Source organism: Soonwooa sp. T0.1_25 (assembly GCF_057652215.1).
Window position 1 is genome coordinate 49,663 of sequence record NZ_JBYFBZ010000005.1, and the last position, 21,925, is coordinate 71,587.

Here is a 21,925-nt window from a genome sequence, read left to right on the forward strand (position 1 = left end):
AAGGAGGCTTCTATGTTTTTATATCTATTGCAAAAAAAAACATCTGGACTTAATCCAGATGCATATTGTCAATTAATCTTACCTTGCCGACGTTAACAACCATAAAAGCGCGATAATTTTTATCTTTATAAAAGAAGTCTGTTTCTTTCAAGGTTTCTTCGTCTGCAATTAAAAAATATTCGAGTTCCATACCTTTTTGGTTTTCGACAATTTCTTCGACGCGATTTTTAATTTCAGGAATTGTAATAACTCGGAACCAATCATTCACTTTTTTTAAAGTTTGATAAATAATAGTGGACGCATTTCTTTCTTCTTCGCTAAGGCGCATGTTTCTCGAGCTCATCGCAAGACCGTCATCTTGCCTGTGGATTTTAACACCATGTATTTTTACAGAAAGTTTAAGATTGTCCACCAAAGCTTCGATAATTCTTAGTTGTTGAAAATCTTTTTCTCCAAAATAAGCATTGTCAGGTTGCACTTGTTCAAAAAGTCTTTCGATGACAGTGCCGACACCATCGAAGTGTCCTGGTCGCGCCGCACCTTCCATTTCGTTTTCCAAGCCATTGAAGTTGTAATTTTTGCTTTCAAGATTGCCAGGATAAATGTCTTCTACAGAAGGAACGTATACTGCATCTACTAATCCAGAAACATCTAGTTTTTCGATGTCTTTTTCTACTGTTCTTGGATATTTTTCGAGATCTTCAGGATTGTTAAACTGTGTTGGGTTTACAAAAATTGAAGAAATAACTAGGTTGTTTTCTTTTCTAGCTTCTTTATAAAGCGAAATATGTCCATCGTGTAAGGCGCCCATTGTTGGTGCAAACCCGATGCTTTTGTTTTGTTTTTTAGCTTCAGATACAAATTGTTCTAATTCGACTCTGTTATTTAGGATTTTCATAATCTTGTTAAAATTGAATGTAAAATTATAAAATGTATCTGTACAAAAGTTTTTTATTTGTTAAAAATTTATAAAATTAAATGTTAAATGCTTGATTTAGTGCGTATATAAGTGTGGTGGTTGACCAAATCGTGCTAAAAATTATTAAAATAAAACAATTGCAATAAATTTTTGTAATTTTGCAAAATAAAGTGTTTATACTTTTTAGACAATAAAATATATTATGCCGAATCAAAAGATTTTGTACGTTACAACAGAGATGTATCCTTACCATGAAGATTCTAACATGGGTAACATGGTCCACCAGATGGCTCTGAAAATGCATCAAGAAGGTAACGATGTGAGGGTTTTCATGCCAAGGTTTGGACAAATTAGTGAAAGAAAATTCCAACTACATGAGGTTATTAGGCTTTCAGGGATGAATATTATCATCAATGACTTAGATCAACCTTTGATTATTAAAGTAGCTTCGTTGCCAGGAGAAAGACTTCAGGTTTACTTTATCGACAACGAAGAGTATTTCAAAAGAAAGCAATTGTATTTTGATGACGAAGGAAAAGCTTTTGAGGATAACAACGAAAGAGCAGTTTTCTTTGCACGTGGTGTTATCGAAACTATCAAAAAACTTAACTGGGTGCCAGATGTAATCCATATCAATGGATGGATGGCTTCTCTTATTCCTATTTACTTAAAAACTTTTTATAAAGACGATACATATTTTAACGATACTAAGTTAGTTTTGTCTCTTTACAATGAAGAAAATTCTGAACTTGGAAGCAATAGTAAAGAAATTCTAACTTTTGATAATATTACAGAACTTACATCGTTAGATAATCCAAGTTTCTTAGGCTTTGTTAATGATAGTATGAACTATGTTGATTCTATTGTAAAAGGAGACGAATTTTTAGTAGAATCTTTAGAAGAGGCTTATGGACAAGCGTCGGCAAAGAAATCTGATTATCTAAGTGTAGATGCAATCGCGCAACTATATTAAATCGAAAAAACAAGAATGATAAATAAATTAAAAAGCCTAATTACATTAGGAAGTGCTTTAGTATTGACTTTGGCTGTTGTAAGTTGCGAATCGGATTTGGATAATCTTGGGGAGCAATTGTTTGATGGGAATAGTGCAGAAGGTGTTGAAACGGCTTATAGTATCGTTGGGTTTAATCATACTTATGGAGATGTTATAAGAACAGATGCTGGTAAATTAGGTTATGGAACTTTAGGAGCTTTCACAGAGCCTGTTTTCGGGATGCAAAAATCGTCTTATGTTAGTCAAGTACGTATGTCTACTGATAACGCTGATTTTGGTAAGAATGCTGTTTTGGATTCTGCTGTCTTAGTTATTAATCCGTTATACGAGAAAGATTCTGTTACAACGACAACCAAAGATGATTACATTTATCCAATCGGAAATGTAGAGGCAAAAAAAGTTGTTAATACTTATCCAGTTGCTAAATATGGTAAATATAAAATTGGAGGGAACAAAACTAGTTTTAAAATCAATGTTAAGGAGGTTAATGATTTCTTAGGTGCTTATGCTGATGAAAAATTATCTAATAAAACAGTAAATGTTGCATCAAACGTTCTAGGTTCAAAAGTATTCGACGGAACAATTAATTCAGTTGTTGTTACTAAAAAATCGGATAATTCCGAATTGTTAAATAGAGATGTTAGCTTAAGAATTCCTTTGGATAAAGATTTCTTCCAAACTAAAATTATTGCTAAAAATAAGCAGCTAGAATTAACGAGTGCTGCAAACTTTATTAGATATTTTAAAGGAGTTCAAATTTCTGTTGAAGAGAACGATGGTTATATTTTTAAATTTGATCCTTCTTCAGTTGCTATTAAATTATATTACAAAAATGACCTAACAGCGACAGATGGCACAGTAACGCGAAGTGAGTTGTTGCAATATGATTTGAGTTTAGGTGGAGTTAATGCGAAGTTTAACCAAATTGAATACAACAGAACTGGGACGCCTTATGCGGATGCAATTGCTGGTATCACTGAAGCTGGACAATCACAATTATTTGCTCAAGGTATGGGAGGAAGCGGTCTTACGGTTAGAATTCCTGCTCAGACTGTTGCGACTTTAAGAGATTTAAATAAAAATCAAAAAGTGGGTATTGTAACAGCTAAAATTAGATTATATACAGATGAATCTATTTGGAAAAATACGTTTGCAAAACCTTCTTATTTTACAGTTAAGGAAAAAGATGCGACCGATTTTTTAAGTGATATGACGGCACTTGCGAATACAACTTATACTTTAATTAGACCTTATAATTTAGATAAGGAAGATGCATATTACGATATTGGTATTACAAAAACCTTAAAAGACATTATTGAACAAGCTAAAGAACCAAAAGATTTAATAATCGATTTAGGAAGTTATTTATCGAGTTCGTCAACAGGATTGATGCTTGGTCTAGATTATACAGATCGTGCTTATACACCTAACAGAATTGTTTTAAAAGGTACAGATGCAAATAATGTTGGGAAAGAAATTGAAGCTAGCTTACTTAAGGACTATAAAAATATTCAGTTAAGAGTAGCTTATTCAAAAAAATTAATAAAATAAATTAATAACACAAAAAACATAAATTATGTGCGGAATTGTTGGATATACAGGTTTTAGAGATGCTTACGATATCGTAATTAGCGGATTAAGACGTTTAGAATATAGAGGTTATGATAGCGCAGGTATTGTAATCGATAATAACAATAATAAGCTTGAAGTAAAAAAAACTAAAGGCAAAGTTGATGACTTAGCAGAGATTTCTATAGGACTTCAAGGTATTGCACATGTGGGGATGGGGCACACTCGTTGGGCAACTCACGGTGTTCCAAGTGATAGAAATTCACATCCACATTTATCAAATAATGGTAAGATTGCATTAATCCACAACGGTATTATTGAAAATTATGATACTATAAAAACAATGCTTATTGGAAAAGGTTTCGAATTTCATTCAGAAACTGATACAGAGGTTTTAGTAAACTTAATTCAATATTTTACAGATAAAAATCCAGAGTTAGGATTTGCAGGCGCTGTTAGAGCTTCTCTTAACGAAGTCTATGGTGCATATGCAATTACTGTAATGCACGAAGATTTCCCAGGAGAACTTATTGTAGCTAGATTAGGGTCTCCTTTAGCTATTGGTCTTGGGGATAAAGAATTCTTCATTGCTTCTGATGCTTCTCCTTTTGTTGAATTTACAAAAGAGGCTGTTTACTTAGAAGAAGGTCACATGGCTACTATTTCTTTGGAAAATGGTGTTAATATTTTCACGATTAAAGACAACGAAAAAGTTGAACCAGCTATACAAGAATTAAGATTGAATCTTGAGCAAATCGAAAAAGGAGGTTACGAACATTTCATGCTAAAAGAAATTTTTGAGCAGCCTAAATCTATTCTTGATACCATGAGAGGACGCCTTCTTGTAAATGAAGGAATCATCAAAATGGCTGGTATTTGGGATCATCTTGAGCGTATCAACAAAGCTGAAAGAATTGTAATTATCGCTTGTGGTACTTCTTGGCATGCAGGTCTTATTGGAGAATATCTAATTGAAGAATTTGCAAGAATCCCTGTTGAAGTAGAATATGCCTCAGAATTTAGATATAGAAATCCAATAATTGGACCTAAAGATGTTGTTATTGCTATTTCTCAATCAGGTGAAACAGCCGACACAATGGCTGCTATCAAGCTTGCTAAAGAGAAGGGCGCTTTTGTATATGGTATTTGTAACGTTGTTGACTCATCAATAGCGAGAGTAACAGATGCGGGATCTTATACCCACGCAGGACCAGAAATTGGTGTTGCTTCAACAAAAGCATTTACTGCACAGTTAACAATTTTATCATTAATAGCTCTTAAATTAGGAAAACATAATGGTAATCTTGGTAATGCAGAATTTATGAGTTTAATTGCAGAATTAGACGCGATTCCGACTAAAGTGGAAGAGGTTTTACAATCTTCACATGAAGTTGCTAAAAACATTGCTAAACAATACGTTGATGCGACTAATTTCCTATATTTGGGTAGAGGATATAACTTCCCTTCAGCATTAGAAGGTGCACTTAAGTTAAAAGAAATTTCTTACATCCATGCAGAAGGCTATCCAGCTGCAGAAATGAAACACGGACCAATCGCGCTAATTGATGAGAACATGCCTATCGTTATTATTGCACCTAAACAAGGGCATTATGACAAAATTGTAAGTAACGTCCAAGAGATTAAAGCTAGAAAAGGACAAGTTATTGCAGTAGTTAATAAAGGTGATGTACAGGTAGCGTTAATGGCTGATCATGTAATAGAAATGCCAGAGACTTCAGAGTGTTTTTCACCGATTGTAGCTGCGATACCATTACAACTATTATCTTACTATATTGCAGTTTATAGAGGTGCAAATGTGGATCAACCTAGAAATCTTGCAAAATCGGTAACAGTTGAATAATTTTCGACATTAAAATAATATTAATTTAAAAAATGCGTTAAGGAAAATATTAATAGTTTTAAAAAAAATTATATATTTACCGCTTAATTTCATAGTATAGAATGAAAAGGATATTTCTAATATTATTATCTGCATCGGTTGTTGTATCTTGCTCAAAAGGGGGAGGTAAATCAGCAGGTAGACCAGGGGCAAAAACGAAAGGAGAATTAATTCCTGCAAAAAATGCCAAAACATTCATGTCAGAGCGTCCATTTGGGATGGTTCCAATTCCCGGAGGTTCTTTTGTTATGGGTATGACAGATATGGATTTTACCAATATGCCAGAAAAAGCAAATCCAAAAACTGTAACTGTATCATCATTCTTTATGGATGAAACTGAAGTTACTAACGCTGAATATAGAGAATTTATTAACTATGTTAGAGATTCTATTGCTAGAACATTGTTAGCTGAAGCTGCTGGAACAGGCGGATCAGAAAGTTCAACGGGGGCAAGTATTTCAGATTACGCTTATGCTTCAAAAAAAGGCGGTGATAATGTTACTCCTTATCAATCTTATCTTGAATCTCAAGGAGGTAGAGATGGGTATGACGAATCTAAAAAATTAGATTGGAAAGTTCCTTTGCATTGGAATACAGCTGCATATCCAGATGAGCAATATGCTGAGGTTTTAGAATCTATGTATGTAGCACCAGACAAGAGAATTAATAATGAAAGATTAATTGATACTAACAAACTAATGTATTCTTATCAGTGGGAAGATGTATCTTCTGCTGTTAAAGATAAAACCAGAGATGCTAGCTATCTTAAAAAAGAAAGTATTAAAGTTTATCCAGATACGACTGTTTGGGTTAAAGATTTTAATTACGCATATAACGAACCATTATTTGATCAATATTTTTGGCACCAAGCATACAAACAATATCCGGTTGTAGGGGTTACTTGGGATCAGGCAAGAGCTTTCTGTAATTTTAAAACTAAGATTAAGTCTGATTTTAATAGTAGCTTAAAGAAAAAGAAACAAAAGCCAATGAGCTTCCGTTTGCCAACTGAAGCCGAATGGGAGTTTGCTGCAAGAGGAGGTATCGAAAATGCTTCATATCCATGGGGAGGGCCGTATCTTCAAGATGATAGAGGTTGCTATTTAGCTAATTTCAAACCTAAAAGAGGAAATTATATTGAAGATGAGAAAAAGGGTACATATGTATATACTGCTCCTGTGAAGAAATTCCCAAGAAATGGGTATGGTCTTTATGACATGGCGGGTAACGTTTCGGAATGGACGGAATCTCCATATAATAATTCTACGTATGAGTTTTCTTCAACACTAAATCCTAATTTATCCAACCAAGCTTATAGAGAAGTTAAAAAAACTGTAAGAGGAGGTTCTTGGAAAGATGCTGGTTATTTATTGATGACAGGTTACAGAGATTGGGAAAGAAAGGACTCTGCCAGAAGCTATGTAGGATTCAGAACAATTCAAGATATCGCACAAGGGTCAGTCAAATTTAAGATGAAATCGACAAAATAAATTCAAAATACACAACTACTAACTATTACTAACTAAAATTTTTTTACCATGTTTAAAACTAAAGAAGCCAGAATGAATTTCTTTTATTCAATTGGCGCAGCGATTGTAATCTTAGGTGCATTATTTAAAATGACACACTGGAGTTTAGGTCCAATTTCTGGTAACGTAGCTCTTGCGGCTGGTCTAATTATGGAAGCGATTGTATTTATCGTGTTCGCATTTGATCCACCAAAAACTGAGGAAGCTTACCATTGGGAAAATGTATACCCTGAACTTTTAGATGAATCTGCTGAAAGAAAACCAAGGAAAGTTGTTAATCAAATTGTTGAGAACAAAGAATTAGAATTATCTTTATCTGATAAATTAGACAAAATGCTTGCTGATGCTAAATTAGATGTAAGCATGTTTGAAAGATTGAGAGGTGGAATCGAAAAATTCGGTGCTTCTGTAGATCAAATCAACCAAACTGTTGATGTTGGTGCTTCTACACATAAGTATAATGAGCAAATGAATCTTGCTGCTAGTCACCTGGAAAGTATGAATGCGCTTTATGCACTACAATTAGAGCATGGTAAAAAGCAATCAGAATTTAGCAAAAAATATGTTGAAGATATTCAAAAATCTGCTGAGCAATCTGAGAAATTCAACGAAGAATTACAAGGTTTAACTTCTAACTTATCTAGTCTTAATAGAGTATACGGCGGAATGCTATCTGCTATGAAGTCTTAATTTCCAGTTCATTTATTTATTAATTATTAAAATTTTTTAAAAATGGCACAAGGAAAACAGACGCCTCGTCAGAAGATGATTAACCTGATGTACTTGGTTTTCATCGCGATGCTTGCGATGCAAATTGACCAAGAAATCATCAGGTCATATAAGGACACCAACCAGTCTCTTACTGATACAAGAAATATGGTTGAAGAAAAGAATGATAAAATCTTCGAAAAAACTTTATTTGCGAAAGCTGCTGCTTCTCCAGAAGTATATGGTCCTTTGCAGGAACAATACAAAGGTCTAGAAGCTAAAACTGATGATCTTGTTAGTTTTATCGACGGATTGAAAGGTAAAATGAGCACTGCTGCGGAGTATGATCCAAACTTACCTTCAGAAGAAAGTTTCACTGCATTAAATAATACAGAGCCTGCGACAAAATTATTTTTTAATGATGGAGATGAAAAGAATCCATCAAAAACAGCTGCTGAACTAAAGACAAAAATGGATGATTTAAGAAATTATATCACCACAACTTTTGCTTCTAATCAACAGTTTGCAGATATTGCAAAGAGAGCTCAGAAGACTTTAGTTCCAGATTTCGTTAAAGGAGATAAGAGAGCTGCTGGCGGAAAAAATTGGATACAATATAAGTTTTACAATCAGCCACTTATTGCTGCTTTGTCTAACTTAGAAGTTATTCAATCAGAAGCTAGAAATCTACAGTCAGATGCAATCTCTTCAATGTTACAAGAGAAAGTTGATGCAGATATTAAGTTTGATGCTTACGAAGCTTTAGTACAAGGTCCAAAACAAGTATTGCAAGGGTCTCCGCAAGAGGTTAAAGTTGCAATTGGTACAAGAGCAAGTGCAATCCCAGGTCTACAAATTACAGGTGTTAGCCGTATAGAAAATGGTCAAGGTATTGCAACGCTTAATGCTGGTGCTGTTGGTCCTCAAGCTTTAAGAGGTGAAATTAAATTTACTGATAAAAACGGAAAAGTTCATTCTTTACCATACGAGCATACTTATGATGTAATCGCAGGTGTACAAGAACTTAAAGCTCAAAAAGGAGCTTTACTTTCTGCTGATAAGATGAATGTATTATATAGAGGTCTTCCTAACCCAGTTTCTGGATCTATCTTAGGTGCTTCTGGTAATATTTCGCTTTCTGCTTCTGGAGCATCAGTTGGTGGAGGTAACGGTAAATGGACTGTAACACCTTCTTCAGGTAACGAAGTAACTTTAACAATTTCTGGTAAAGATCCTAAAGGGGCTACAATTTCTCAACCTTTCAAATTTAGAGTTAAGAATGTACCACCACCAGTTGGACAAATTAGAGGTAGAAATGTTGTGGCTATGCCAGCAAGTTCTATTGCTAACCAATCAGTAACTGTTGCTATGCCAGACTTTGACTTCCCAGTAAGTTTTTCTGTTAATAGCTTCATGTTCAAAGTTCCTGGTAAAGCTGCGATGAGAGTTAACGGAAGTTCTCTTAGCGCTGTAGAAGGTTTAACAAAAGGTCTTAGATCAGGTGATATCGCAATTGTTTTTGATATCCAAGCTACTGCAACTGGATTAGGAGGACAAGTTCTTCAAAACATTCCAGGTATTGCAATAAATGTTCAATAACAACGTTAAATAAAAAAAGAATTTGATTGGTTTTCGAATCAATATTAATAATGATTTATGAAAAAAATAGTTTTTAATTTTCTATTACTTTCTTCTAGTTTCGCGTTAGCTCAAACTAGTGTTCTCAATGCAACTTCTCCTGAAAAATTTAGACAAGAAAGAGAGGCAAAGAAAGATAGTCTGGCAGCACCTTTAAAGTATGGATTTATCGAAGATAAAGACGTCCTTAAAAGCATGGTGGTCTGGGAAATTATTGATATGAATGATAAAATCAATCAACCTTTTTATCATAATAATGATGGATTAGTTGCTCAAAACAAATCTTTATATCAAGTTCTTATTGATGCAGTTACTAGTGGTAAAATTGCAGAAGTTTACTCTGACGAGAATTTTACAACAAGATTAACACCTGAAGGTATTGCAGCATCTACGTCAGCTATTAATGTAGATAACTACTTTGTTCAGTTGATGAACGAAGGTAAGATAGATGACAAAAATGTCACTAAAACATTAAAGGGTTACAAGTCTGTTATGAACGAGGATGATGCTAGTATTAATGCGCTTAAAGGTTACTATAGTACTAGACTACAAGATGTTTATAAAGATGGAAAAGATAACGTAATTGTTAAATTGGATGGTAGTCACTTTAAAGTTACTCAGAATGAAATCGTTGCCAATGTTGACCAAATTAAAACTAGCACTGAGAATGTTAAGTTATTAAAGATTATGGGACAATGGTACATTGACAAAAGAGATAGCCAGTTGAAATATCGTTTGCTAGGTATCTGTGCTATGGGACCAGATCCTAACGGTGCTAAAGCTCAAGCTTCGATTACAAGTTCTCAAATTGAGAGTGGTGTAACACCAGAAGCTGCAGCTCCAGATTCAATTGATTTATTCTGGGTGTTCTATCCAGACGCTAGAAAGGTATTATCTAGTAACTATATCTTCAATTCCAAGAACACAACTTCTGACATTACTTTTGACGATGTGTTAAATGCAAGAAGATTCTCTTCAATCATTTATAAATCAGATAACGGTCAAGGAAGAGGTGGTAGTGGTATCATTGAAGATTACGTTCCTGATGATGCTAATGGTCAAATTGAAGAAAGTGACAGAATTAGAGCTCGTATTCTGCAAATGGAGAACGACCTTTGGAATTATTAAGAATATTATTTCTAATTATACAAAACCTGAGTATCTTTATACTCAGGTTTTTTTATTATGAAGCTAGACTATATTATCGTTGGAGGAGGCTATGCGGGCGTAATGTTTGCGCACCAACTTATTAAAAATAATAAATCTTTTATTTTAATTTCTGATGGCGTTAGGTCAGCATCGGAGATTTCTGCTGGCGTTTGTAATCCAGTTGTTTTAAAACGTTTTACGGGCGTATGGAATGCTAAGAATGAAATAGAAACTGTCCGAAGCAACTTTTCAGAGATGGAAACTTATCTTGGTCAAAATTTCATCAATTCAGAAAATCTTGTTCGTATTTTCCATGATGATGTAGAGCGTGATCTTTGGCTTAAAAAATCAGAAAATGAAGATTTAAAAGATTTCCTCGATACAGATTTTATTAAACTCAAATCTGTTAAAAATGAATATCTATCTGGTAGAGTTCATGATTCTTTGAGAGTTGATGTCAAAGCTTTTTTTCGGAGTTTTTATTCCTATTTAGAAAAAAATAAATTATGGTTAAAAGAAGCTTTTGATTTTTCTGAATTAAATTTAGAAACCAATACCTATAAAGATTTTCGTTTTGATAAAATTGTTTTTTGCGAAGGTGTTAATGTCAACAACAATCCTTATTTTTCTAATCTTCCTGTTAAAGGCAATCGTGGACATTCGATTTTAATTTCTTCGGATGTAGAAGTTGATCCTTATATTATTAAAAAGAAATTTTTTTTGTTTAAAACAAATCAGAAGCAATTTTTTGTTGGTGGAACTTATGAATGGGATCAAACTGTTCTAGAGATTATTCCAGAATCTGTTAATAAGCTAACGTCGGGACTTGAAGAGATTTTCGATAAAGAATATAAAATCGATGAAGTCAATGTCGCTTTTCGAGCAGTTGTCCATGATAGAAGACCTATTCTTGGTCGTCATGCAGAACATGAAAACATGTTTGTCTTAAACGGAATGGGCGCTCGAGGTGTTATGAATTCCTGTTTCTTTTCTAAACAATTATTTGAACATATTGAAGTCGGGAAAGATATTTTTCCTGTAGTTGATGTTAAACGATTTCAATAAAAAAAGCGACTTAAGTCGCTTTTTTTGTTATCCTCTTGCTCTTTCTAGCAGGACCATCATCATCAAACTAAGTGTACAAAGTGATTCTTGATCGTCTGGTATGTCAACCAATCTATCGAGTACAAATCGACGTCCTAACAAAGATGGGGTTTTCTTTAGTCTAAAAATAATTTGACCATTTTGATCTTTAACAATATAAGCTGGGTTAAGGAAATATCCTGTAAACATCCCGATTAATGGCAATTCTCCAACAAATGAATCCCACATTTTAACCCAAGGATTTTCTTCTGTTATAGTGAAAAGATTCTCCCCACGATTATCCAAAATATTATATGTTGCACGCCAAAAAGAGCGCAATCCTTTTCTTGCAACTTTTCCAATTTCAGTGTTGGTAGTAGGGTCAGTTATTGCGTAAGAAGCATTAAAATCTATCCATTTATTAGCTTTAATGGTATACAAAACTTGATTTTTTGCATCGCTATCAAAAACTTGTACGTCGTCTTTTAGTTTAAAAATTTTTGAACGGACATAAGCCTGCATTTGACCATTTTTGTCAGTAATCGTAAAATCGCTCGCAAGTGTTGTTACTTTGAACTTAAACTCAAGAGGATACTGTAAATTTTTCATTTGTTTTATTTTTGCGGATTAAATATAGATTATTTTTTTGAGAATTTATTTTTATTCAACGTTACAATTCTGTAATTTCTTTTACATTGTTTATCTTTGCATCGTAAAAATTTAGAATGAATAAGTATATTAAATTTGTAATAGCAGCCATATTTATCGGCTTTGGTATATTTTTAATGTTTAACCGAAATATCGGATGGGGAATTGTAATGGTAATTTTAGCTGCTATTCCGATTCTATTGTTTTATAAAAACGAATATATCTTGTTGGCATTTTGGCAACTTAGAAAGCAAAATTTTGAAAAAGCAAATCAGTTTTTATCAAATATTAAAAATTTTGAAAGTCAACTTCATAAAAGTCAATATGGTTATTACCATTATTTAATTGGACTTACAACAGCGCAAGAAAATAACCCAGCAAAAACAGAAGCTCTTATGAAGAAGGCTTTAGATTATGGACTGAATATGAAGCACGATCGTGCGATGGCGACGCTTAATCTTGCTGCTGGTGCTATGTCGAAAGGTAGAAGACAAGAAGCAACTAAACTTTTGGAAGAAGCAAAAAGCCTTGATTCGGCTGGGATGATGACCGACCAAATTAAAATGTTAAAAGAACAACTGAAAATGCCATCGATGCAAAAACATATGCATAATCCACATATGAGACAAAGAGGCAAATTCCACTAAAATATAAGCTCCGAAATTTTTCGGAGCTTTTTTTATTTTACATTTCAGAATTGTTGGGCGTATCGTAGAATTTAGGCATTTGCCAATGATATTTGACCGCGAGAGATCGAATAGCAACAATTAATAAAATTGTAAAAACCTGAACAAAAGTGTAACTTAGGTTAGCATATTTTACAAGTAGTAAAAAAACTGCGCCACCAATGATACATGCGGTTGCATAGATTTCTTTTCTAAAAATTAACGGAATTCTATTCAATAAAATATCTCTTATAATTCCACCAAAACAACCTGTTATCGTCCCAAGAATAATACAAATAAGCGGATGAAGTTCTGCAGTTAAACCTTTTTGTACACCGATTATAGTAAAAAGCCCTAGTCCAAAACTATCGAATATAAACAATGTGACTTGGAAGTTTTTCTCTAAAGATTTAAAAATCATTGAGACAACACTGGTAATCAAAATAATGCTACACATGCGTAGATCGTGCATCCAAAAAACGGGAACATCCAAAAGTAAATCCCGCACCGTACCACCACCAACAGAAGTGATAAATGCTATAATGATAACACCGAATGGATCCAAACGTTTCTGCATTGCCGCGAAACTTCCCGACATGGCGAAGGCAATTGTCCCAAGGACTTCTATCATGAAACTAAACTGTTCGTGCATAAAAAACGCTTATTTCAATTCAACAACAACTGGACAATGATCAGAATGTTTTACTTCTGGTAAAATTACAGCGCGCGAAAGTCGATTTTCCAAAGTTTTTGAAACCATATTATAATCTATTCTCCAGCCTTTGTTACGCTCGCGCGACGCCGCACGATAACTCCACCAAGAATATTGATCGGGTTGATTATTAAAGAATCTGAAACTATCTATTAATCCACATTCGTCCATAAATTTAGTCATCCACTCGCGTTCCATTGGTAGAAACCCAGAAACATTTGCAAGTCGCACAGGATCATGAATATCGATAGCTTCGTGACAAATATTATAATCTCCCGAAATAATAAGATTTGGGATTGTCTTTTTTAATTCTTTAATATAACTTAAAAAATCGTAGCAGAATTGCATTTTAAACTCCAATCGATCGATATTTGAAGCCGACGGTACATAGACTGATATTACCGAAAAATCGTCAAAATCAGCTCGGATAATACGTCCTTCATTGTCAAAACTTTCGATGCCACAACCATAGACAACATGGTTTGGTTTTATTTTGGAAGCGATACCAACACCGCTGTAACCTTTTCTAATTGCCGAATGCCAATAACTGTGATAGCCAGCTTTTTCAAAACTTTCGATGTCAATTTGGTTGTTACCCGCTTTGCTTTCTTGGATACAGATGACGTCGGGATTCGCCAAAGTCAACCATCCGAGAAAGTCTTTAGTAAAAGCAGCACGAATGCCGTTAACGTTATAAGAAATAATTTTCATTCTTGTTTTTCTAATGGCAAAGGTCGGAAATATGTTTGGCTTTTGAAGAATGCCTTTAAAATTTAAATTTATTTTAAAATAAATTTTAAATCATTCTCACAATTTTAATGAACTACCAAATGTATTTACTGCTTTTTGAAAGTCCAAGTTCCTATTTTATCACCTTTTTTCCAAGTACCAGAATTTTGATTAAGATTTCCATAAAGATGAAATCCAGAATTAACCGAAAGAACACTTAACAAGCCGCCATCGTCCAAAACTGCTCCTCCTATAATCTCATCTTCTATCCCATAAGTACCAGATATATATCCATTTTTTATTACTTTAAAGGAAACATTACCACTTTCTGCTCCATTATAAGTGCCAACCCAATTACCCATGTATCTTGAGGTGTAATTGTTTTGTTGTTCTTTTTCAATACGGCGTTCTAACATATATTCACAAGACATCAGGCTGAAAAGTATTGGTAAAGAAATAACATTTAAGATGTTCTTTTTTAGTAATCGTTTTGTCATAATTTATTTTGTTTTTTGAAAGTAAAGTTTAGATGGTGTTAACTGACTTTTTGATTTTTCAAAAATAAATTAAATATCAATCTGTTTGGAATATATTTTTTAGAAGCTAAAACTTGTTTTCTTTTAAATCAATTAAAAATAAAAAAGGCGGAAAAAATCAAAGATTTTTTCCGCCAGTAACCCAAATTTAAATAAACTATGAAAAAAACTATTTGGGTTCCAAAATACTAAATGGGATAATCATTTCTTCCAAAGAGATCCCACCGTGTTGGTATGTCTCCTTGTAATAGTTGACGAAATGATTGTAATTTTTCGGATAAGCCAAGAAAATATTGTTCTTCGCAAAAATATATTTTGAACTTAAATTTCCTTTCGGTAAAAATATTTTTTCGGGATTGTTAATCGCCCAAACATCGCTGTCGTCGTAGGTTAAGCTACGTCCAGTTTTGTAACGGATGTTAGTCGAGGTTTCTCTATCGCCGACAACTTTACTAGGTTTTTTAACATAGACAGTGCCGTGGTCGGTCGTTATAACCAACTTAAATCCATTTTCTGCAGCCGTTTTAATAATTTTTAAAAGTGATGAATTTTCGAACCAGTTATAAGTCAACGATCGGAAAGTTTTGTCATCTCTAATTAATTGATCGACAATATTATTATCTGTTTTCGCGTGAGATAGGATATCGATAAAGTTGTAGACAATAACCAAAAGATCATTATTCTTATGTTGATTAAAATCGTCTAGTATTTTTCTTTCAAAATCGGCGTTAAGTATTTTAAGATACTTCATGGATTTTCCTGATAAACCAAGACGCTTCATTTGATCTTCCAAAAACTCTCTTTCGTATTCGTTTTTGTTACCTTCTTCGTTGTCATTGAACCATTTGTCTGGGAAACGTTTTTCGATCTCAGAAGGCATTAATCCTGCAAAAAAAGAGTTTCTTGCATATTGCGTTGCAGTCGGAAGAATACTGAAATAATAATCTTCGGAAGTTTTGTTGTAGAATCTTGCAAAAAGCGGCTCAATCACCTTCCATTGATCATAACGAAGGTTGTCAATCATAAGTAACAGGACTTTGTCGTCAGCCAATTCGGGTTTCACTTTTTCTTTAAAAAGCGTGTGGCTCATGCTAGGTTTATCTTGATCGTGTAACCAATCTTCGTAATTTTTTTCGATGAATTTTGAAAACTGAATATTAGCTTCTTCTTTCTGCGATTGTAAAAGATCTGCAAACTCGCTATCAAAAACCTTATCGAATTTAATTTCCCAATTAAGGATTTTCTTGTAATATTCGGCCCAATCCTGGAAAGTTCTTAGATAGGATAATTCCATACTCAAGTTACGGAACTCTTGCTGATATTCGGTAATTGTTCTTTGTTCTACCAGATTTTCGCTTTGTAGGTTCTTTTTTAATGATAATAAAATTTGGTTCGGGTTAACAGGCTTCAAGATATAATCGGCGATTTGCGATCCAATAGCTTGTTCCATAATATGCTCTTCCTCACTCTTAGTTACCATTACGATCTTAAGACTATTATCTTTTTCTTTAATCATTGGGATAGCCTCAAGTCCCGAAATTCCTGGCATATTTTCGTCCAATAATGTCAGCTGAAATTTTTCTTTTTCAATAAGTTCTAGTGCTTCATTAACATTGTTAACTGGTGTGACTTTGTAGCCTTTATTTTCCAAAAACACGATATGTGGTTTTAGTAAATCAACTTCATCATCTATCCATAAAATTTTTTCTGACATAGTTTTAGGGTATAATTTGTATTCGAACGGTATCAAAAGTACGACCAAATTATCTTAAGTTTAAATTAAAAAGCCTCTGCTTATCGTTAAAATAAGTTAATGTTGTAAAAAAGAAAAACTCAGACCGAAGTCTGAGTTGTTAGTTGGAATAAGACATCAATTCTTCTTTGTTTGAATTGACGAGCTTGAATTCTAAGTACTTGAATGAATCTCGTGGGATAATGGTTACCCATTTTTTGTATCTAAGGAACCATCTGTTTTGGATGCTCATAAGTCCTTTGGTAAGGTAAGCCTCTACAAATGGATGGACGTGAAGATACAATTTGCCCTTTTCCTTTTGGATAATGTTTCTGATAGATTCTTCCATGCGCTCTACGATAACGATTGGCGCAGCGATTTCTCCGTCTTTGTTCGGATTTTCTTCCTTGGTTTCAATATATTTTTCTGGACGTACCCTTTGTCTTGTCATTTGGATAAGTCCGAATTTGCTAGGTGGTAAAACTTTATGCTTAGCTTTATCACGTTTGAGCTCATCTCGGAAATGCTCATATAATTCTTTTCGATGTTCGGGATCTGTCATGTCGATAAAGTCAATGACGATGATACCTCCCATGTCTCGCAATCTTAATTGTCGGGCAATTTCTGTGGCTGCCATTTTGTTGACATTAAGTGCATGACCTTTATTGGTAGTAGCTGACGAAATATTGTTACCAGAGTTGACGTCAACAACGTGCAGTGCTTCTGTATGTTCTATTACAAGATAGGCACCTTTTGAGCTAGGGATATTAACATTTTTCCCGAAACTTTGTTTTAGTTGTTTTTCAACGTTGTAATACTCCAAAAGCGGAGTAGGAGAGTCGTAAAACTGAACAATATTTTTACTTTCTGGCGCGATAACTTCTAGATAATTTTTCATATCGCGAACCATACTTTCGTCGTCACATATAATGTTGACAAAATCTTGGTTGAAGTTATCTCTCAAGATGGATGAGGCTTTGTCTTCCTCACTTAACAATTTGCTTGGTACTTTATTTTTTTGAATGTTTTTGAAACAATCGTCCCATTTTTCGATAAGCTGATTCATATCATTATGAAGTTCCGCTACCTTTTTACCTTCGGCAACGGTTCTTATAATAACTCCGAAACCTTCTGGACGAATACTTTCTATTAAAGTCCTAAGTCTTTCTTTTTCTGCTGGATCTTTTACTTTTTTTGAAATCGAAATTTTATTATCAAAAGGTATAAGTACCAAAAAACGACCAGTTAACGATATTTGTGTAGAAATACGTGGTCCTTTTGTTGAGATGGGTTCTTTTGTTATTTGGATAAGAACGAGATCTCCAGCAGTGGCAACTTTGTCTATAGTACCATTTTTATCAATAACTTTCTGTACTGCAAAGTCTTTAAGTTTTGACGTGTTTTGTCTTTTTGCAATCGTGTCTTTCAAGAATTTCTGATAAGACAAAAATTGCGGTCCCAGATCCTGATAATGCAAAAATGCGTCTTTGCCGTATCCGATGTTGACAAATGCTGCATTAAGGTTGGGCGCCAGTTTTTTTATTTTTCCAAGGAATAGATCTCCAACGACAAAGTCAGACTCTGACTCGATCTCGTGGAGCTCGAACAATCTACCGTCTTCTAACAGGGCAATCTGTGAAGAATCATTCTCATGCGAAATGATTAATTCTTTCTTCATAAATTTTGTTTTAATAATTGCCTTTTACGAAAGACATCAATAGTCAATTTTTTGCCAATTTGGCGTTGTACTTGTGTATGTAGAAAACAAAATATAGTCGGCGAAAAACACCAACTATATTTATATTTATATGACTGAGCGTCAGAATGTTACTTCTTCTTCTTGTGTCTGTTTTGTCTTCTTCTTTTCTTTCTTTTGTGGGTAGCAACCTTGTGTCTTTTTCTTTTCTTTCCGCTTGGCATAATTTAGAAATTTTATTATAAGTTAATATTAATTTAATTAGTTCTTTACTGCAACTTTCGTTTTTACTTTTTCAACAAAAGTTTTTGATGGTTTGAAAGCCGGAATATTGTGTGCCGGAATTTCAATTGCAACATTTTTAGAAATGTTTCTTCCCGTTTTAGCCGCTCTAGTTTTAATAACGAATGATCCAAAACCTCTTAGATAAACATTGTCTCCATTATACATCGATGTTCTTATCTCTTGCATGAATGCCTCGATAACCTTCTGAGTATCATTTTTTTCTACGCCTAATTTATTTGAGATGATGTTTACCAATTCTGCCTTTGTCATTTCCTTTTTTGTTTATAATTTTGGTGTGCAAATATAAAACATATTTTTGAAAACTTACAAACAAAAGACTGATTTTCTTTATATTGGCGTTAAGCTACTTAAATGGTATCAAACCCATAAACGTGACCTTCCTTGGCGCAAAAGTATAAATCCTTATAATATTTGGATTAGCGAAGTCGTGTTACAACAGACGCAAGTCAAACAAGGTATGCAACATTATCTCAATTTTGTAGAGCGTTTTCCTGATGTTGATGCGCTTGCAAATGCAGATGAAGAGGAAGTTTTGCTTTATTGGAAAGGGCTTGGTTATTATTCTCGTGCTCTTAATCTTCACAAAGCGGCGAAGCAATTGGTAGTCGATTACAATTCAGAATTTCCTAAGACTTATTCCGAATTATTAAAACTAAAAGGTGTTGGCAAATACACTGCAGCGGCGATTGCAAGTATTTCGTTTCTTGAGAAGGTTGCGGCGGTGGACGGTAATTTTTATCGCGTCTTGTCGAGGTTATTTGCTGATGATTTTGATATTTCTAATTCTAGAGCTTTTCAATATTTTTCAGAACTGGCAGAATTAATTATGCCTGAAAAAGATGCAGGTTGTTTTAACCAAGCGATGATGGATCTGGGTTCAGAAGTTTGTAAACCCAAGAATCCACTTTGCTCGGATTGTCCTTTGCAAGATGATTGTCACGCGTTTGCTATCGGAAAAATTAATCAATTTCCTGTTAAACTTAAAAAAACAAAAGTTGAAAATTTAGCCTTAAGTTATCAATTCGTTTATCATGATGACCAGTTTTTAGTTAAACAACGTGACACGTCAGATATTTGGAAAAAATTGTTTGAGTTTCCAAAGAGTTTAGATTTTAATGGAATTGATTTTATTGAAGAACATGAGAAGGTTATTCAACATAAATTAACACATCGCAATTTAGAAATTTCGATTTCTAAAATTTTAATACCAAATAAATCCGATTTTGATAAACTAAAAACTGAAAATGATTTTTTAAGTTTTAGTTTTACTGAAGCCGAACAAAAGTCTTTTCCAAAACCTCTACACGATTATTATATTAAATACTTTTCATCATAAATTGAATTAAAAGAAAAACTTTACATATTTTTGCAAAATTGGTTTTCGGGCTTAATAATCCGAAATTAAAAGGGAATGAAGTGTAAGTCTTCAACTGTCCCCGCAACTGTAGATCGTATAAAGAGATTGCATCAAGACCATTGTCGCTGACGAGAAGGGATGTAATCAACGAAAGTCAGGAGACCTGCCAAGTTTAAACTTAACAAAAGGCTTTCGGGAGAAAAGTGATCAGTATGAAGAGATTTTTTTTAAATTTTAGTTTTATCTTTCCAGTTTTTGGTTTCGCCCAAGAAGCTGTCATAGACACAGTTTTCGTTGATTCACAATTTGAAAATGCTAAGAATTTTTCAAAAATTAAAGTGATAAAATCGGACGATGTTCTCAAAAATGCCACTTCACTTTCAGATTTATTGAGTTTCCAAACGCCTATTTATATTAAAGAGAATGGCCGTGGAATGGTGTCTTCGCCTTCTTTTCGTGGAACAACAGCGCAGCAAACCGCTTTTGTTTGGAACGGAATTAACATTAATTCTCAGTTTTTAGGACAAGGCGATATCAATAATATTTCACTTTTAGGTTATGATAACATCGCAGTTAAATCCGGAGGTGGAAGTGTTTTGTATGGCAGTGGTGCTATTGGCGGCTCTATTCACCTAAATAATTCGTTTGGATATAATAAAGGTTTTAAAGGGCAAGTTTTTTCGGAGTATGCGTCTTTTGAAACTTCAAATTCTTTATTGAAAACTAGTTTTAGTAACGATAAATTTAGCTTTCAATTTGCAGTTAATCATAACCGAAGTAAAAACAATTACGAAGTCGAAGAGAGAAATTATGTCAACCGAAATGGCGCTTATGACAATACTGGCGTTAATTTAGGTTTTGCTTACAAAGTTGATGATAAAAACGAAATCTACTCGCAAAGTCAGATTTTTGATGCGATCCAAAATTATCCATTGTTGTCAGAATTTTCGACACCAAGTAAGTATTTAAGCCAAAGTTTTAAAAGTATTGTTGGTTGGTATTTTAAGAATGAAAATTTTAAAAACGATTTTAAAGTTGCACATCTTAAAGATGATTATCAATATTATATGAATTCTAATTTTGCTGCTTCCGAATCTGGTGGCGGGACGAAACAATTCATTTTAAAAGATGATTTTAAATATCAAATAAACGCAAATTCTGAACTTAATTTTTTAGGTGAGGTTAGTCAAATTGAAGCTTTAGGTGTTAAGACTGGAATTGGTTCTGTTAAACGTCGACAAGGTTCTTCGGCGTTATTGTATCGAGATTTTAGTATTAAAAATTTTAATTGGGAAGTTGGCGCAAAGAAGGAATTTGTGGAAGGGGTAAAAAGTCCATTCCTTTTTTCGGTGGCGGGTAATTATTCGGTAGCAGATTTTTACGCTATTAAATTTAGCGCTTCTAAAAATTTTCGTGCACCAAGTTTTAATGATTTGTACTGGAAGCCAGGTGGGAATGAAGATTTGAAACCTGAAACTTCTTACCAATTTGAAGTATCCAACAATTTTAAATGGAAATCTTTGACTGCTACTGTAACGCCGTATTATATGGATATTATAAATATGTTGCGTTGGGTGCCCGGAAAAAACGGAATGTATCATGCGACTAACACGGGCGAGGTTAAATCTTACGGTGTCGAAACACAATTAGGTTTAGAAAAAAAGTATCAAAACTTCTCGTATCGTACAATGCTTTCGTATGCTTTTACAAAATCAGAAGATCAAGCTAATAAAAAACAATTGCCTTACGTGCCTTATCATAAAGTGAGTTTGGAGGCTAATTTTAATTATAAAATATTCGGATTGCATCTACAATCTATCTGGAATTCTAAGATTTTCAGTGATGGTGACGAGTCTGTACAATATATAATGGATCCGTTTTACGTTATTAATTTAGGTGCGGATGTTCAAGTTCTTAAATCTTTAAAACTTGGCGTAAAAGTCAATAATTTGACTTCCGAAGTCTACAGAACGGTGTACGCTTACTACATGCCAAAACGGAATTTTGCGGTTAACATGAATTTTAACTTTTAAA

General features: G+C 33.8%; 19 protein-coding genes and 1 riboswitch. Of the genes, 11 read left to right on the plus strand and 8 right to left on the minus strand.

Translation table 11 applies throughout. The annotated features are described in order from the left end of the window. Window positions 1-49: 49 nt before the first annotated feature. Window positions 50-898 (minus strand): pantoate--beta-alanine ligase, encoded by an 849-nt coding sequence (gene panC / locus AC23MB_RS08490; RefSeq protein WP_487786997.1) that lies wholly within the window; start codon window positions 896-898, stop codon window positions 50-52. A gap of 223 nt (window positions 899-1,121) precedes the next feature. On the opposite strand from panC, the gene AC23MB_RS08495 reads away from it, so the two are divergent. The 8 genes from AC23MB_RS08495 (at window position 1,122) to AC23MB_RS08530 (ending at window position 11,492) form a co-directional block, all read left to right on the plus strand. Beyond that, on the plus strand, window positions 1,122-1,892 hold the full coding sequence (locus AC23MB_RS08495) for a glycogen/starch synthase (RefSeq protein ID WP_313030853.1): 771 nt from the start codon (window positions 1,122-1,124) through the stop codon (window positions 1,890-1,892). A 15-nt stretch (window positions 1,893-1,907) separates the two neighbouring features. After that, complete coding sequence (locus AC23MB_RS08500; protein ID WP_313030851.1) at window positions 1,908-3,485, plus strand: DUF4270 family protein; 1,578 nt, start codon at window positions 1,908-1,910, stop codon at window positions 3,483-3,485. A 25-nt stretch (window positions 3,486-3,510) separates the two neighbouring features. Further along, window positions 3,511-5,364, plus strand: a complete 1,854-nt coding sequence (glmS, locus tag AC23MB_RS08505) for a glutamine--fructose-6-phosphate transaminase (isomerizing) (RefSeq protein ID WP_487786998.1) — start codon at window positions 3,511-3,513, stop codon at window positions 5,362-5,364. Between the two features lie 101 nt (window positions 5,365-5,465). Continuing rightward, entirely contained in the window at window positions 5,466-6,893 is a 1,428-nt protein-coding gene (porK, locus tag AC23MB_RS08510; protein WP_487786999.1) for a T9SS ring complex lipoprotein PorK/GldK, read from the plus strand. 48 nt (window positions 6,894-6,941) lie between these two features. Further along, window positions 6,942-7,622 (plus strand): type IX secretion system motor protein PorL/GldL, encoded by a 681-nt coding sequence (gene porL / locus AC23MB_RS08515; protein WP_313030844.1) that lies wholly within the window; start codon window positions 6,942-6,944, stop codon window positions 7,620-7,622. A gap of 42 nt (window positions 7,623-7,664) precedes the next feature. Further along, on the plus strand, window positions 7,665-9,239 hold the full coding sequence (gene porM, locus AC23MB_RS08520) for a type IX secretion system motor protein PorM/GldM (RefSeq protein ID WP_312321886.1): 1,575 nt from the start codon (window positions 7,665-7,667) through the stop codon (window positions 9,237-9,239). Between the two features lie 57 nt (window positions 9,240-9,296). Further along, a complete protein-coding gene (porN, locus tag AC23MB_RS08525; RefSeq protein ID WP_374330551.1) occupies window positions 9,297-10,406 on the plus strand; it encodes a type IX secretion system ring subunit PorN/GldN in 1,110 nt (369 codons plus the stop codon). 57 nt (window positions 10,407-10,463) lie between these two features. After that, window positions 10,464-11,492, plus strand: coding sequence for an NAD(P)/FAD-dependent oxidoreductase (locus AC23MB_RS08530; RefSeq protein WP_374330554.1), 1,029 nt, complete (start codon window positions 10,464-10,466; stop codon window positions 11,490-11,492). Window positions 11,493-11,519: 27 nt separating this feature from the next. Here the strand turns inward: AC23MB_RS08530 and AC23MB_RS08535 are convergent, their stop codons facing one another. Then, window positions 11,520-12,119 (minus strand): LURP-one-related/scramblase family protein, encoded by a 600-nt coding sequence (locus AC23MB_RS08535; protein WP_374330556.1) that lies wholly within the window; start codon window positions 12,117-12,119, stop codon window positions 11,520-11,522. A gap of 116 nt (window positions 12,120-12,235) precedes the next feature. Between AC23MB_RS08535 and AC23MB_RS08540 the strand changes: the two genes are divergently transcribed. Continuing rightward, window positions 12,236-12,805, plus strand: a complete 570-nt coding sequence (locus AC23MB_RS08540) for a DUF2892 domain-containing protein (RefSeq protein WP_487787000.1) — start codon at window positions 12,236-12,238, stop codon at window positions 12,803-12,805. A 37-nt stretch (window positions 12,806-12,842) separates the two neighbouring features. On the opposite strand, the gene AC23MB_RS08545 is transcribed toward AC23MB_RS08540, so the two are convergent. From AC23MB_RS08545 to AC23MB_RS08570, 6 genes are all read right to left on the minus strand, one after another. Beyond that, entirely contained in the window at window positions 12,843-13,475 is a 633-nt protein-coding gene (locus AC23MB_RS08545; RefSeq protein WP_487787001.1) for a trimeric intracellular cation channel family protein, read from the minus strand. 9 nt (window positions 13,476-13,484) lie between these two features. Then, entirely contained in the window at window positions 13,485-14,246 is a 762-nt protein-coding gene (locus AC23MB_RS08550) for an exodeoxyribonuclease III (protein ID WP_312321892.1), read from the minus strand. A 125-nt stretch (window positions 14,247-14,371) separates the two neighbouring features. Next, window positions 14,372-14,761 carry a hypothetical protein gene (locus tag AC23MB_RS08555; RefSeq protein ID WP_312321893.1) on the minus strand — a complete coding sequence of 130 codons (390 nt, stop codon included), beginning with the start codon at window positions 14,759-14,761 and terminating at the stop codon, window positions 14,372-14,374. Between the two features lie 208 nt (window positions 14,762-14,969). Next, window positions 14,970-16,514 (minus strand): T9SS response regulator signal transducer PorX, encoded by a 1,545-nt coding sequence (porX, locus tag AC23MB_RS08560; RefSeq protein WP_313215251.1) that lies wholly within the window; start codon window positions 16,512-16,514, stop codon window positions 14,970-14,972. Between the two features lie 139 nt (window positions 16,515-16,653). Next, window positions 16,654-18,210, minus strand: coding sequence for an Rne/Rng family ribonuclease (locus AC23MB_RS08565; RefSeq protein ID WP_487787002.1), 1,557 nt, complete (start codon window positions 18,208-18,210; stop codon window positions 16,654-16,656). A gap of 279 nt (window positions 18,211-18,489) precedes the next feature. Beyond that, window positions 18,490-18,783 carry an HU family DNA-binding protein gene (locus tag AC23MB_RS08570; RefSeq protein ID WP_079666019.1) on the minus strand — a complete coding sequence of 98 codons (294 nt, stop codon included), beginning with the start codon at window positions 18,781-18,783 and terminating at the stop codon, window positions 18,490-18,492. A gap of 46 nt (window positions 18,784-18,829) precedes the next feature. On the opposite strand from AC23MB_RS08570, the gene mutY reads away from it, so the two are divergent. After that, window positions 18,830-19,870: an A/G-specific adenine glycosylase gene (gene mutY, locus AC23MB_RS08575; protein ID WP_312321896.1), complete on the plus strand. Its 1,041-nt coding sequence runs from the start codon at window positions 18,830-18,832 to the stop codon at window positions 19,868-19,870. 22 nt (window positions 19,871-19,892) lie between these two features. Further along, window positions 19,893-20,076: riboswitch (cobalamin riboswitch) on the plus strand. 27 nt (window positions 20,077-20,103) lie between these two features. Continuing rightward, window positions 20,104-21,924 carry a TonB-dependent receptor plug domain-containing protein gene (locus tag AC23MB_RS08580; RefSeq protein WP_487787003.1) on the plus strand — a complete coding sequence of 607 codons (1,821 nt, stop codon included), beginning with the start codon at window positions 20,104-20,106 and terminating at the stop codon, window positions 21,922-21,924. The last annotated feature ends 1 nt before the right edge of the window (window position 21,925 follow it).

Excerpts from the sequence above, each read along its gene's own strand:
- AC23MB_RS08530 (WP_374330554.1), top strand. The coding sequence starts at position 10,464 with ATGAAGCTAGACTATATTATCGTTGGAGGAGGCTATGCGGGCGTAATG.
- AC23MB_RS08495 (WP_313030853.1), top strand. The coding sequence starts at position 1,122 with ATGCCGAATCAAAAGATTTTGTACGTTACAACAGAGATGTATCCTTAC.
- AC23MB_RS08500 (WP_313030851.1), top strand. The coding sequence starts at position 1,908 with ATGATAAATAAATTAAAAAGCCTAATTACATTAGGAAGTGCTTTAGTA.
- porN (WP_374330551.1), top strand. The coding sequence starts at position 9,297 with ATGAAAAAAATAGTTTTTAATTTTCTATTACTTTCTTCTAGTTTCGCG.
- AC23MB_RS08555 (WP_312321893.1), bottom strand. The coding sequence starts at position 14,761 with ATGACAAAACGATTACTAAAAAAGAACATCTTAAATGTTATTTCTTTA.
- AC23MB_RS08580 (WP_487787003.1), top strand. The coding sequence starts at position 20,104 with ATGAAGAGATTTTTTTTAAATTTTAGTTTTATCTTTCCAGTTTTTGGT.
- panC (WP_487786997.1), bottom strand. The coding sequence starts at position 898 with ATGAAAATCCTAAATAACAGAGTCGAATTAGAACAATTTGTATCTGAA.
- porM (WP_312321886.1), top strand. The coding sequence starts at position 7,665 with ATGGCACAAGGAAAACAGACGCCTCGTCAGAAGATGATTAACCTGATG.
- porK (WP_487786999.1), top strand. The coding sequence starts at position 5,466 with ATGAAAAGGATATTTCTAATATTATTATCTGCATCGGTTGTTGTATCT.
- AC23MB_RS08565 (WP_487787002.1), bottom strand. The coding sequence starts at position 18,210 with ATGAAGAAAGAATTAATCATTTCGCATGAGAATGATTCTTCACAGATT.
- AC23MB_RS08540 (WP_487787000.1), top strand. The coding sequence starts at position 12,236 with ATGAATAAGTATATTAAATTTGTAATAGCAGCCATATTTATCGGCTTT.
- porL (WP_313030844.1), top strand. The coding sequence starts at position 6,942 with ATGTTTAAAACTAAAGAAGCCAGAATGAATTTCTTTTATTCAATTGGC.
- AC23MB_RS08545 (WP_487787001.1), bottom strand. The coding sequence starts at position 13,475 with ATGCACGAACAGTTTAGTTTCATGATAGAAGTCCTTGGGACAATTGCC.
- AC23MB_RS08570 (WP_079666019.1), bottom strand. The coding sequence starts at position 18,783 with ATGACAAAGGCAGAATTGGTAAACATCATCTCAAATAAATTAGGCGTA.
- porX (WP_313215251.1), bottom strand. The coding sequence starts at position 16,514 with ATGTCAGAAAAAATTTTATGGATAGATGATGAAGTTGATTTACTAAAA.
- AC23MB_RS08550 (WP_312321892.1), bottom strand. The coding sequence starts at position 14,246 with ATGAAAATTATTTCTTATAACGTTAACGGCATTCGTGCTGCTTTTACT.
- AC23MB_RS08535 (WP_374330556.1), bottom strand. The coding sequence starts at position 12,119 with ATGAAAAATTTACAGTATCCTCTTGAGTTTAAGTTCAAAGTAACAACA.
- glmS (WP_487786998.1), top strand. The coding sequence starts at position 3,511 with ATGTGCGGAATTGTTGGATATACAGGTTTTAGAGATGCTTACGATATC.